Source organism: Flavobacterium odoriferum (assembly GCF_025499515.1).
GTDB classification, from domain to species: Bacteria; Bacteroidota; Bacteroidia; order Flavobacteriales; family Flavobacteriaceae; genus Flavobacterium; species Flavobacterium odoriferum.
Window position 1 is genome coordinate 72,002 of record NZ_JAMKFA010000017.1, and the last position, 13,764, is coordinate 85,765.

A 13,764-nucleotide genomic window follows, 5' to 3' on the forward strand; every position below is an offset into this window, starting at 1 on the left:
GTTCTAAATAAATAATCCTTTAACATTTGCTGCAAAAAGTTTTACAGCAATGGCGAGTAAAATTACACCAAATATTTTACGAATTACACCTAATCCGTTATTTCCTAATAAACGTTCAATTTTTCCTGATGATTTTAAAACGCCGTACACCAAAATTACATTAATTAAAATTGCGATAATAATATTTATTTTGTCATAAACGGCTCGTAATGATAGTATTGTAGTCATGGTTCCTGCGCCTGCAATTAGTGGGAATGCAATCGGAACAATCGAAGCCGTACTTGGATTGTCTTCTTTATATAATTGAATTCCTAAAATCATTTCTAAAGCCAAAAAAAACAACACAAACGAACCCGCCACAGCAAATGAATTAGCGTCAATTCCAATTAATTTCAAAATTTCTTCGCCCACAAACAGAAAAGCTATCATTATAACAGCAGCAACAATAGTAGCTTTTTCCGATTGAATATGTCCCATCTTATTGCGTAAATTCACAATAATCGGAATACTTCCTACAATATCAATTACTGCAAAAAGTATCATACTTATCGTAAAAATGTCTTTCCAATTGATTCCTAAATCCATAAAACGCTTATTATTTATGCAAATATAAGCATATTGAACCAACAACTTTTTTAATTTAACGATACATTATCAATTGTAATTTTACTTTTCAACTTATAGTTTCTGAATTTTAACTTCAAAATTGTACCTTTGTTAGCTAAATTAGAATTTATGTTTCAGTTAAATAAAACCATCGTTTCCGAAGAAATCTTAGAAAAAGAATTCGTTTGTAATCTATCAGCTTGTCAAGGAGCTTGTTGTGTAGATGGAGATGCTGGTGCGCCTTTAGATGAAGCAGAAACAAAAATTTTAGCAGAAATTTACCCAAAAGTCAAAGCATTTCTTCGCCCTGAAGGAATAAAAGCCATTGAAGAACAAGGAACTCACGTAGTTTCCGATTTTGGAGAATTAGAAACACCACTTATCGACGGGAAAGATTGCGCTTACGTAATTTTTGATGGAAAAACAGCGCTTTGCGGAATTGAACAAGCTTATAATGAAGGAATTGTGGATTGGAAAAAACCAGTTTCGTGTCATTTATATCCTATTCGTGTGAAAGAATATTCTGATTTCTCTGCTGTAAATTATCACAAATGGCACATTTGTTCAGATGCTTGTGCTTTAGGTGAAGAATTAGGAGTTCCCGTTTATCAATTTGTTAAAGAAGCACTGATTAGAAAATTCGGACAACAATGGTATGAAGAGTTAGAAAAAGTTGCTAAAGATTTAAAAAAATAAACACTTTTTTATTGCCTAAAAATCGATGTGAATAGCTGATTTTTCAGTTGCTTGCAAGGTTTTAACTTTTGTTTTATGTGTTTTTAAGTAATTGAAAATCAGAAACTTAAAAACCTATATTAATTTACTGACAAAAATCATCTTTGTTAAAAACTTACTCCAATTGTGAATAAGTTTGCCTTTCTTTTTTCATTTCAAATGACAAACTTTGTAAACCTCAAATAAGTCAATTTAACCAATCGTTAACCCTATATAAATTAAACAACTATGCCAGTAGTGGAACCAATTTTGCAAGAAAATAAAGATCGATTTGTGATTTTTCCTATCAAACACCAAGATATTTGGGAATGGTACAAAAAACAAGAAGCCTGTATTTGGACAGCAGAAGAAATCGATTTACATACTGATTTGAATGATTGGAATAATAAATTAAGTGAAGATGAAAAATATTTCATTAAACATATTTTGGCTTTTTTTGCTGCTTCAGACGGAATCGTAAACGAAAACTTAGCTGAAAACTTTGTTAGTGAAGTACAATATCCAGAAGCTAAATTTTTCTACGGATTTCAATTAATGATGGAAAATATCCACAGTGAAACTTATTCGTTGTTGATTGATACTTATGTGAAAGATGAAGCGGAAAAACACCAATTGTTTCATGCTATTGAAACGTTTCCAGCGATTAAAGAAAAAGCTGAATGGGCATTGAAATGGATTGAATCGCCAAGTTTTGCAGAACGTTTAATTGCTTTTGCTGCGGTTGAGGGAATTTTCTTCTCGGGTTCGTTTTGTTCAATTTATTGGTTAAAAAAACGTGGATTAATGCCTGGATTGACTTTCTCAAACGAATTAATTTCGCGTGACGAAGGAATGCATTGTGATTTCGCCGTGCATTTACACACACATCACATCGTTAACAAAGTGCCAAAAGCAAGAATTACCGAAATTTTGACTAACGCTTTAGATATTGAAAGAAAATTCATTACAGAATCACTTCCAGTTAGTTTAATTGGTATGAACGCCACTTTAATGACCCAATATTTAGAATTTGTAACCGATAGATTATTAGTAGAATTAGGTTGCGAAAGAGTATATAATTCTTCAAACCCGTTTGATTTCATGGACATGATTTCATTACAAGGGAAAACAAATTTCTTTGAAAAACGTGTAGGTGAATATCAAAAAGCAGGAGTAATGAATTCGGATTCTGAATCAAGCAAAATTAGCTTCGACGCTGATTTCTAAAAAATAATAAAATATAGAGCGCTATAAAACGTCGGGAGACTCGCGCTTCAATTCAATAAATACTAACCGAAAACAGAGAAGGGATTGTCTGTTTTCAAAAAACTAAAAATGTATGTATGTAGTAAAAAGAGATGGCCATAAGGAGCCAGTAATGTTTGACAAAATCACGGACAGAATTAAAAAACTATGTTATGGATTAAATGACATGGTGGATGCTGTAAAAGTGGCAATGCGTGTAATTGAAGGATTATATGATGGCGTTACCACTTCTGAATTAGATAATTTAGCAGCAGAAACCGCAGCTTCCATGACGGTTACACACCCAGATTATGCTCAATTAGCGGCTCGTATTGCAATTTCTAATCTACACAAAAATACCAATAAATCATTCTCGGAAACGATGAGTGAAATGTACCACTATGTAAATCCAAGAACCAACCAAGAGGCGCCTTTGATTTCAGATGAGGTTTACGAAGTTATTCAAGCAAATGCAGAATTTTTAAATTCTCACATCATATACAACCGTGATTTTAATTACGATTACTTTGGTTTTAAAACCTTAGAGCGTTCGTATTTATTAAGAATCAATGGAAAAATTGTAGAGCGTCCGCAACACATGTTAATGCGTGTTTCGGTTGGAATTCACTTGAATGATTTAGAAGCAGTAATTGAAACTTACGAATTAATGTCGAAAAAGTTCTTTACGCACGCTACACCAACATTATTCAACGCAGGAACTCCAAAACCTCAAATGTCATCTTGTTTCTTATTAACAATGAAAGATGATAGTATTGACGGAATTTACGATACCTTAAAACAAACAGCAAAAATCTCGCAATCAGCGGGAGGAATCGGTTTAGCAATTCACAATGTAAGAGCAACAGGTTCATATATTCGTGGCACTAACGGAACTTCAAACGGAATTGTTCCAATGTTGCGTGTTTTCAATGATACCGCTCGTTACGTAGATCAAGGAGGAGGAAAACGTAAAGGAAGTTTCGCTATTTATTTAGAAACTTGGCATGCTGATATTTTCGAATTCTTAGATTTAAAAAAGAATACGGGTAAAGAAGAAATGCGCGCAAGAGATTTATTCTTTGCCATGTGGACTTCTGATTTATTCATGAAACGTGTAGAAGAAGATTCAACTTGGACGTTAATGTGTCCAAACGAATGTCCAGGTTTAGATCAAGTATATGGTGAAGAATTTGAAGCTTTATATATTTCGTACGAAGCACAAGGAAAAGGTAGAAAAACCATCAAAGCACGTGAACTTTGGGAAAAAATTCTTGAATCTCAAATTGAGACAGGAACGCCATACATGTTGTACAAAGATGCAGCGAACAGAAAATCGAACCAAAAGAATTTGGGAACGATTCGTTCGTCTAATTTATGTACCGAAATTATGGAATACACTTCTGCAGATGAAATTGCAGTGTGTAACTTGGCGTCTATTTCGTTACCAATGTTTGTGGAAAACGGAGCATTTAATCACAAATTGTTATATGATGTAACAAAACGTGTAACACGTAACTTAAACAAGGTAATCGATAGAAATTATTATCCTGTTATTGAGGCAGAAAACTCAAACATGCGTCACCGTCCAGTTGGATTAGGTGTGCAAGGTTTAGCTGATGCTTTTATCTTGTTGAGAATGCCTTTTACAAGTGATGAAGCTAAAAAATTAAACCAAGAAATTTTCGAAACCTTATATTTCGCAGCCGTAACCGCTTCTATGGAAATGGCTAAAGAAGAAGGTCCATATTCAACTTTTGAAGGTTCGCCAATTGCTAACGGAGAATTCCAACACAACCTTTGGGGATTAAAAGACGAAGAACTTTCTGGTCGTTGGGATTGGGCAAGTTTACGTAAAGAAGTAATGGCAAACGGAGTTAGAAATTCATTGTTAGTAGCGCCAATGCCAACTGCTTCAACGTCTCAAATTTTAGGAAACAACGAAGCTTTTGAACCATACACTTCTAATATTTATACAAGAAGAGTACTTTCGGGAGAATTCATCGTAGTAAACAAACACTTGTTGAACGATTTAGTAGAAAGAGGATTGTGGAACGAAACCTTGAAGCAAGAAATCATGCGTCACAATGGTTCGGTTCAAAACATTGAAAGAATTCCATCCGATTTAAAAGAATTGTACAAAACGGTTTGGGAAATGTCAATGAAAGATATTATCGATATGAGTCGTCAAAGAGGGTATTTTATTGATCAATCGCAATCGTTGAACTTGTTTATGCAAGATGCAAATTATGCTAAATTAACTTCGATGCATTTTTACGCTTGGAAATCAGGTTTAAAAACGGGGATGTACTATCTAAGAACTAAATCTGCAGTTGATGCGATTAAGTTTACTTTAAATAACGATAAAAAAGCAGAACCAATCGAAGTACAAGAACAAGCAGTTGCTCAAAAATTAGAAGCTATTGCGGTTTTAGAAGAACCAGCAGAAATGACAGCTGAAGAATACAGAGCAATGATTGAACTGGCAAAAAATGCTGGACCAGAAGATTGCGAAATGTGTGGTTCATAAGAAAAAACAATAACTATTTTATTTTTAATAGATTTTACTTATATTTGTTAAATAAAAAAAAATAGAATGGGAAGTATTATAGAAACACGCTTTGTGATTTCTGATTTATATGGTAATAGATTAGAAAGTTATTCCAATAAAGAAGAATTGATAAATGATTGCGTAGGAATTGTTGATTTAGAGTTTGGATGTGAAATTTTTAAGCAAGGAAGTATTTTGAAATGGAAGAACTCAGAGTTTAAAATTAATAGTGTAGAAGTAGAGTTCGAATCAATATTGATTAATGGTGATAGAATAGAAGATGATAACAATAGAATTAAGAAGACTAATATTATTGTATTAATTTATGTTGAAGATTAAAAAGCAAAACAGCCATCACCAAGATGGCTGTTTTTGTTTTAAAAAATTGCGTTTCAATTCGTACATTTGAAAAAAATAAACAGATTATGTCAAAAGATAAAAAAGGGGTTCACACAGGAATCATTGAAAAAGACGCAGACGGAAACTATTTCTGTGGAGAATATTTATTAGATTACCAATACACAGAAAAAAACTTCAAATTAGGAGACGAAATTAACATCAAATCGGTTATCGTAAATCCGAGTGATAAAAGTTACAATCAGTATCCAAAAAAATCGAGAAATTTCTTTTTAGCTAACGAAAAAGAATAGCGTTTTATGGAGTTAAGTAATAAAAGAAAGTTTGTTGTTACGAGTGATTTATTGGCATCACAAGGTCAACGATTTGGTAATTATTTTATTGATTTCATTTTTCAATATGTTTTAATTTTTTTAATTTCTATAATCGTAATAATAATTTCTGAGCTTTTTGATTCAGATTCTTTTGTTATTTGGATAGAAAATATTGGCAGATTTGAGGAATATATATTCGGAATTATCGTTATGGTCTTTTATTATGTAATAGCGGAGTCTTATTTTTCAAGAACAATTGGCAAATTAATTACAAAAACAGTTGTTGTAGATATTAATGGTGAAAAACCAGAAAGTGCAACAATTTTGAAAAGAACTTTATGTAGGTTAATTCCATTTAATCATTTTTCATTTTTTGGTGGAAACGCAAGAGGCTGGCATGATTCTATATCAAATACTTATGTGGTTAGTAAAGAATTATTTGATGCTAAGAAAAAGCAATTTTATGAATTGGATGAAATTGGAATATCACAAGAATAAAAAGTTAATCACAATATGATGCAATGGGAACAATTATTGTCTTTAAAAAGACAAGGCGACACCAGTAAACGTTTACGAAAAGAGCAAGACGACACACGATTAGGCTTTGAAGTAGATTATGATCGAATTATTTTTTCTTCGGCTTTTAGAAGTTTGCAAGACAAAACGCAAGTCATTCCACTTTCCAAAACTGATTTCGTTCACAACCGACTAACGCATAGTTTGGAGGTTTCCGTGGTGGGTCGTTCTTTGGGACGTTTAGTTGGAAAGCAAATCATTGCAAAATATCCACATTTGCAAGAAGTTCACGGTTATCAAGCGAATGATTTTGGTGCGATTGTGGCTGCGGCTGCGTTATCACACGATATTGGAAATCCACCATTCGGACATTCTGGAGAAAAAGCAATTGGCGAATATTTCAAAACCGGAAACGGATTTCAATACAAAGACCAATTAACCGAAAAACAATGGCAAGATTTAATCGATTTTGAAGGAAATGCCAACGGATTTTCAGTATTAGCGGCATCTCGTGAAGGAATTGAAGGCGGTTTGCGTATTTCGTATGCGACTTTGGGTGCTTTTATGAAGTATCCGAAAGAAAGTTTGCCTAAAAAACCAACACAAAAAATTTGCGATAAAAAATATGGTTTCTTTCAGCAAGACAAAGCGTTTTTTGCTGAGGTGGCAAACGATTTAGGTTTGATTTCAAATAAATCAGGAAGTGATATTGGTTTTGAACGTCATCCGTTAGCGTATTTGGTTGAAGCTGCTGATGATATTTGTTATACTATTATTGATTTTGAAGATGGAATCAACTTAGGTTGGATTTCGGAAGAATATGCATTAGAATATCTAATCAAACTAGTTAAAAACGGTATCGATACCAAAAAATACAACGAATTACTTACTAAAGAAGATAGAATCAGTTATTTGCGCGCATTAGCTATTGGAAGTTTAATCAATGATGCAGTAGCTGTTTTTATGGAAAATGAAAAAGCTATTTTGGCTGGAGATTTTCCATTTGCTTTGATGGATAAAAGTCAATACAAAGCCCAAATGAACGACATCATCCAAATCAGTATTAAAAACGTATATCAAAGTAAGGAAGTAATTCATAAAGAAGTGATGGGTTACAAAGTAATTAATAACCTATTAGATAGTTTTTGCACAGCGACCAATAAAAAAGAAAACGGAAGTGCTTCAAATTATGATGAACTTTTATTGAAATTATTGCCAGAGCGTTTTCAGTTTCAAAAAGAAAATTTATACGACAGATTATTACATATATGTCATTTCGTGTCACTATTAACTGATGGGAAAGCTGTTGAATTATATAAAACGATTCAGGCAAACAAAAGTTAAAAACGCAAAATAAGTAATAAAAAGTTTTGAAAATTAGTATAAAACGCTAATTTTGTTAGAATTATAGTAAAAATTAACCCATATTGAACCATGAAAAAAATATTACTTTTTTCTTTTTTATTCTTTTTTCTGTTTGGTTTTTCTCAACAAAATGAAAAACCAAACAAATCAGTTTCAAAAGTAAAACCAGACAAAGCTACTAAAGCTTTAAGAAAAAAACATGCTAAAAATTTAGCAAGTAGTCCTTTCAAAGAAGTTACTAAGCTAACAAAAAAAGAAAGAAAGGCATTAGGAATACCGCCTAATAAATATTACGAATCTGAGTGGGAATTGACTATGAATCCAGAGATTGGTAGGCCAAATCCTGAAAACTTGGAAGGCATCAAAAAAAATCTAAAGCAACAAAGAGAGGCTGCTTTACTTTCAGGAAGAACACCAGGGGATGGGAGTGATAATAATTGGATAGAAAGAGGGCCTAATAATGTAGGTGGAAGGGTAAGAGCAATCATGTTTGACCCTAATGACCCTACTTATAAAACGGTGTTTGCTGGTGGAGTAAGTGGAGGGTTATGGAAAAATTCTGACATAACAGCAAATACATTATGGACAAGAGTAAATATTCCTGATAACTTATCTATTTCTACTATTACCTATGATCCAAATAATACTAATGTTTTTTATGTTGGAACAGGAGAATCATATGTAGCTGGTGATGTTAATGGAAGCGGAGTATGGAAATCTGCTGATGGAGGATTAACATGGTCTAAAGTTTTTGGAGGTATAAGTGGAGCAACAACATTTCAGTCTGCAGCATCTTTGACTATTAATTCACCTGCAGGGATTGCAGGAAATTATTCTTGTTATCCAACTACAGCATTCGGGACAGCAGTTTCTACTCCAATAACAGAAAATGTAGTTTTAGTAATTGATGATGTTGCACCAACTTCTGATGGATGTGAAAATATAACTAATGCGGCAGCCTTAAATGGGAAAATTGCACTAATTAGAAGAGGAACTTGTAATTTTGTTATTAAAGTGAAATCGGCACAAGATGCTGGTGCGATAGCCGTAATTATGATGAATAATATTGATGGAACACCTGTGGCTATGGGTGGTGATGATACTACAATTACTATCCCTTCAATTATGATTTCTAAAGCAGATGGTGATTTACTAGAAGCTCAACTTGGATCAGGACCAGTGAGCGCAACTTTAAATCCTGTTGTAGCTGGAGCATTTACTGGTAATTTAGTTCCAGGTCAACAGCACATTAATGATATTAAAGTTAGAAATAATGGTGGTGTTTCAGAAATTTATGTAGCTGCGGGTGACACTTTTTATAGTGCTGCAAACCAAGCGACATATATGGGTGGTCCTGCCTTTGGATTATACAAATCAATAGATGGGGGATTAAACTGGATAGAAGTTAACCTGCCATTAACTAGTAATGGAAATAAACACTGTCCTAACGATATTGAAATTGGTTCAGATGGGAAAATATGGTTATCTACAACTGTAAGTCAAGTTTATGGAGATGGCGGAGGAAAAATATTTTCATCTGTTGATGGTTCAACTTTTACTCAAAGCTATCAAATTACAAATGGAAGAAGAACACAATTAGCTCTTTCTACTACTAATACAAATAAAATATATGTTTTAGTTGAAGATTCAACAAATGGAGAGGCAGACATTTATTTGACTAATAATGCTTTTTCAACTGCTGCAACTAAATTAAGTGAACCATTTGCAATACATGGAACAACAGATACAGATTTTTGTAGAGGGCAAGCTTTTTACGATTTAATGATTTCTGTAGATCCAGCTAATGATGCAATTGTTTATATTGGAGGAATTGATTTACATAGATCTACTAATAGTGGTGGTTCGTGGGCAACAATTTCTAAATGGACGGCTGGTTATGGAACTGGAGTATCTGTTGTTCATGCAGACCAACATGCAATGGTTTTTAGACCAGGAAATTCAAACCAAGCAATATTTGCACATGATGGAGGAGTAAGTTATGCGTCTAGTTTGTCAACGGCAGCTTCATCTACTACAGCAATTTCTACAAGAGTTAACGGATTAAATATTACTCAATTTTATAGTGTTGGTGTAGCTCCAACTTCAGCAGTAAGTGGTTTGCCAGGTAATGATTATTTCGCGGCTGGAGCACAAGACAACGGTACACAATATTTTGAAAATGCTTCTGCAGGAATTAATGCAAGTGTCCAATCGCAAGGAGGTGATGGTGCATATACATTATTTGATCAAGGTGCTGATAAGTATTACATTTCAAATTATGTATACAATGAAAGCATTAATTATAGATTAATGGTTTCTCCTTTTACAGTTAGAACATTAGATAATGACATTGATGGTAATAATGGAGCATTTATTGCGCCAATGACATTGGATTCTAATTTAGATGTTCTTTTTTCAGACTATTCAAATGGTACTACATATAGAGTAAGAAGATATACAAATCTTAAAGCAGGTGGTGTAGGAAGAACAAATTTGACAAATACACTACTAACTGCGCCAGCAACAGCTTTAAAAGTTTCACCATATACAACAACCTCTTCTACATTATTAGTTGGGACAAGGTTAGGTAAATTATTACGTGTAACAGGTGCTAACAATACCGCTGGAACATGGACAGATATAACAGGTCCTGGTTTTGTTGGAAGTATTTCAGATGTTGAGTTTGGTGCTAACAATAATGAAATATTTGTTACAATGCATAATTACAATGTTGTTAGTGTTTGGTATACCTCAAACGGAGGAACAACATGGCTTAATAAAGAAGGAAATCTCCCTGATTTACCAGTTAAAACAATACAAAGAAATCCATTAAATACTGAAGAAGTAATTATTGGAACTGAATTAGGCGTATGGTATACGAATAATTTTAGTGCAGCTTCACCTACCTGGAATCATTCATATAATGGAATGAGTAATGTAAAAGTTGTTGATTTAGTTTTAAGAAATGATAATACTGTATTTGCCGCAACCTATGGAAGAGGAATTTTTTCTGGGGTATTTACGGCTACATCACTTTCTTCTGATGATGTTACTAAAAATAAAGGAATTAAAATATATCCAAACCCATCTAATGGAGTTGTAAATGTTTCAATTGAAAACTATTCTGGTAATTTGAATGTAGAGATTTATGATATTAACGGAAGAAAAGTATTCTCTAATACTGGAAATTATTCAACTGACAAAGCCATAAGTTTACAAGGTTTACAAGCTGGAGTTTATGTATTAAAATTGGAAGGTGAAGATGGTTTATCGCATTCTGAGAAAATAGTTTTAAATTAGTAAAACTTCAATAAGAATAAAAAAAGGCTCTGAATTTTCAGAGCCTTTTTTTATTTATCTAAAACGCATAAACGATTCCAACTCCAAGAAGTTGTTTTAGCTGCACTTTAGGGCCTTTAGTTACTTGTACACCATTTTCTTCTTCTTTAGATTTAATATCATCATCATAAAGTATATGAGTGCCAATATTTGCTTTTACATATTTATTTACAACCATAGCTAATTGCAACTGCCAATCGACATCAATGTTGCCAAAATTATTAATGTAATCTGTATATAGACTAATTCTGTGTTCCAAAATAATATTTTGATACACTTCTTTTTTCCATTGATTAGTGATTAAAACACCAACTTCTGTCCTAGTGTTTTTTCCTTCTCTTATTAAATCACCGTTAATGTCATAAACTGCCTTATCAACTCCAAAAGCTCCTTGATTAGCTAATCGTTGATCAAAAACAAGTGTAGTTTTGTTAGTTAGAGGAGAAATATAAACATTTAAATTCAAGTCTTTTCTAGAATATTCAGCTCCAATTCCTAAAAAGATATAGGCTGGAGCAAAAGGTTTTGAAATTGCTAAATCTGTATTTGGATAAGCATAACCATTTGCAAATTGTGTGTTAAAATTGAATTTTCCAGCATAATACCAATTGGAAATAGTATCTCTTTTATAGCCAAATGTAGAATTTAGCTGTATTTGATCATCTGTTTTTCTAACATCTTGACCTTCTTGCTTATTTATTCCGTAACGAACAATTAATTCATTGTCCCAGAGAATGTTTGTTCTCTTATAGTTTCTTATGAATTGCCCGTTTATTAGTCCTGAAATCGAATTATTTCCGCCCGCGCTCCAATTTACAAAGGTAATTTGCGAGATATCTAATCCAACTTTATTTGTTTTCTTCCAATATGAAATAGAGTCGGGTAATTCGGTTCTAATAATTTGGGCAAAGTTATCTTGAATAACAAAAAGTAAAAACCCTAGTAGGAAGGCTTTTTTAATCATGGATAAAAGTTTTAAATAAGTGAATTAAATTTTGAACGTCGATTTTGCAAATTTGTTGTTGCTCAAAAACCGTACCTTGTTCAATAAATGTATCTGGAATTCCTAAATTAACAATAGGTTTCTTTAAATTTTTAGAGGCAATAATAGAATTAATTTGTTCACCAAAACCACCTAGAATCACTCCATCTTCAATAGTAATTATTTGGTTATGAGAGTTTATAATATTTTGAATGAAAGCAATATCTAATGGTTTTATAAATGGGAAATGATAATGAGAAAACAATTTTGAATTTTCAACTTCTTTTAAAGCTTTCGTAACGTTATTACCAATTGTTCCCGTAGATAAAATGGCAACTTTACTTCCTTTTTGAAGTTCTTTTATCTTTCCAATTTCAATTTTCTCAAAAAGTTGTTCCCAATTTACGTTTTCGCCTCTTCCTCTTGGATAACGAATTGCAATCGGATGATTTAAACCTTCTGAAGCAGTAAACATGATATTTCGCAATTCTATTTCGTCTTTTGGAGCAGCAATAATCATATTCGGAATGCAATTTAAATATGCAATATCAAAAACACCATGATGTGTTGCGCCATCTTCACCCACTAATCCACCTCTGTCTAAACAAAAAATAACAGGTAAATTTTGCAAAGCTACATCATGAATTACTTGATCGTAAGCACGTTGTAAAAAAGTGGAATAAATATTACAAAAAACCACCATACCTTGTGTTGCCATTCCTGCAGCCAACGTAACTGCATGTTGTTCAGCAATTCCAACATCAATAGCGCGTCTTGGAAAAGCTTCCATCATATATTTCATGGAACTTCCTGATGGCATTGCCGGAGTTATTCCAATTATTTTTTCGTTTTGTTTTGCTAATTCCACTAATGTATGTCCAAAAACATCCTGAAATTTGGGTGGTAAATGCGATTCATCTTTCGGATGAATTTTTCCTGTTTCGGCATCAAATTTTCCTGGCGCGTGATATTTTACTTGATCTTCTTCTGCCAATTGTAATCCTTTGCCTTTGGTGGTTATAACATGCAAGAATTTCGGGCCTGTTACTGATTTTAATCGTTCTAATTCCGAAATCAATTTTGGTAAATCGTGACCATCAATCGGACCCGAATAATCAAAATTTAAGGATTTGATAATGTTATTTTGTTTTGGATTTTTTCCTTCTTTAACCGCTGTCAAATAATTTTTCAAAGCACCAATACTCGGGTCAATTCCAATAGCATTATCGTTTAAAATTACTAATAAATTTGCATTGGTAACTCCTGCATGATTTAATCCTTCAAAAGCCATTCCGCTTGCAATCGAAGCATCGCCAATCACAGCAATGTGTTGTTTGTCAACTTCACCTTTTAATTGTGAAGCCAACGCCATTCCTAAAGCAGCCGATATCGAAGTCGAAGAATGTCCAACGCCAAATGTATCATAAACACTTTCACTTCGCTTCGGAAAACCTGAAATTCCGTTTAATTCTCTATTGGTATGGAAAATATCTCGTCTTTCAGTTAAAATTTTGTGTCCGTATGCTTGATGACCCACATCCCAAACCAATAAATCTTCTGGAGTATTTAAAACATAATGCAGTGCAATTGTTAATTCTACAACGCCTAAACTGGCTCCCAAATGCCCTTCTTTCTTCGAAACAATATCAATGATAAAATCTCTCAATTCTTTGGCTAATTGAGGTAGTTGATTTTCAGGAAGTTTCCTTAAATCGGTAGGATTGTTAATTTTTGAAAGCAAATTTTTCATCACAGCACAAAAGTAAGAATTGGTTATC

At 33.0% G+C, this 13,764-nt stretch carries 11 protein-coding genes; 8 read left to right on the forward strand and 3 right to left on the reverse strand.

Features of this window, described 5'->3' with window-relative positions:
- Window positions 1-3: 3 nt before the first annotated feature.
- Entirely contained in the window at window positions 4-585 is a 582-nt protein-coding gene (locus M9Q43_RS11975; RefSeq protein ID WP_262319125.1) for a MarC family protein, read from the reverse strand.
- 150 nt (window positions 586-735) lie between these two features.
- Between M9Q43_RS11975 and M9Q43_RS11980 the strand changes: the two genes are divergently transcribed.
- From M9Q43_RS11980 to M9Q43_RS12015, 8 genes are all read left to right on the forward strand, one after another.
- On the forward strand, window positions 736-1,302 hold the full coding sequence (locus tag M9Q43_RS11980; protein WP_262319126.1) for a DUF3109 family protein: 567 nt from the start codon (window positions 736-738) through the stop codon (window positions 1,300-1,302).
- Between the two features lie 267 nt (window positions 1,303-1,569).
- Window positions 1,570-2,547 (forward strand): ribonucleotide-diphosphate reductase subunit beta, encoded by a 978-nt coding sequence (locus M9Q43_RS11985; protein WP_262319127.1) that lies wholly within the window; start codon window positions 1,570-1,572, stop codon window positions 2,545-2,547.
- Window positions 2,548-2,659: 112 nt separating this feature from the next.
- On the forward strand, window positions 2,660-5,092 hold the full coding sequence (locus M9Q43_RS11990) for a ribonucleoside-diphosphate reductase subunit alpha (RefSeq protein ID WP_262319128.1): 2,433 nt from the start codon (window positions 2,660-2,662) through the stop codon (window positions 5,090-5,092).
- 66 nt (window positions 5,093-5,158) lie between these two features.
- A complete protein-coding gene (locus M9Q43_RS11995) occupies window positions 5,159-5,452 on the forward strand; it encodes a hypothetical protein (RefSeq protein ID WP_262319129.1) in 294 nt (97 codons plus the stop codon).
- Between the two features lie 86 nt (window positions 5,453-5,538).
- Window positions 5,539-5,763, forward strand: a complete 225-nt coding sequence (locus M9Q43_RS12000; protein ID WP_262319130.1) for a hypothetical protein — start codon at window positions 5,539-5,541, stop codon at window positions 5,761-5,763.
- Between the two features lie 6 nt (window positions 5,764-5,769).
- Window positions 5,770-6,282 (forward strand): RDD family protein, encoded by a 513-nt coding sequence (locus tag M9Q43_RS12005; RefSeq protein ID WP_262319131.1) that lies wholly within the window; start codon window positions 5,770-5,772, stop codon window positions 6,280-6,282.
- Between the two features lie 18 nt (window positions 6,283-6,300).
- Window positions 6,301-7,644, forward strand: coding sequence for a dGTP triphosphohydrolase (dgt, locus tag M9Q43_RS12010; protein ID WP_262319155.1), 1,344 nt, complete (start codon window positions 6,301-6,303; stop codon window positions 7,642-7,644).
- A 90-nt stretch (window positions 7,645-7,734) separates the two neighbouring features.
- Entirely contained in the window at window positions 7,735-10,965 is a 3,231-nt protein-coding gene (locus tag M9Q43_RS12015; protein WP_262319132.1) for a PA domain-containing protein, read from the forward strand.
- 58 nt (window positions 10,966-11,023) lie between these two features.
- On the opposite strand, the gene M9Q43_RS12020 is transcribed toward M9Q43_RS12015, so the two are convergent.
- Together M9Q43_RS12020 and M9Q43_RS12025 are read right to left on the reverse strand one after the other, a co-directional pair.
- Complete coding sequence (locus tag M9Q43_RS12020; RefSeq protein WP_262319133.1) at window positions 11,024-11,968, reverse strand: DUF3078 domain-containing protein; 945 nt, start codon at window positions 11,966-11,968, stop codon at window positions 11,024-11,026.
- Entirely contained in the window at window positions 11,961-13,736 is a 1,776-nt protein-coding gene (locus M9Q43_RS12025) for a 1-deoxy-D-xylulose-5-phosphate synthase (protein WP_408611266.1), read from the reverse strand. The genes M9Q43_RS12020 and M9Q43_RS12025 overlap by 8 nt, the downstream gene beginning before the upstream one ends.
- Window positions 13,737-13,764 lie beyond the last annotated feature (28 nt).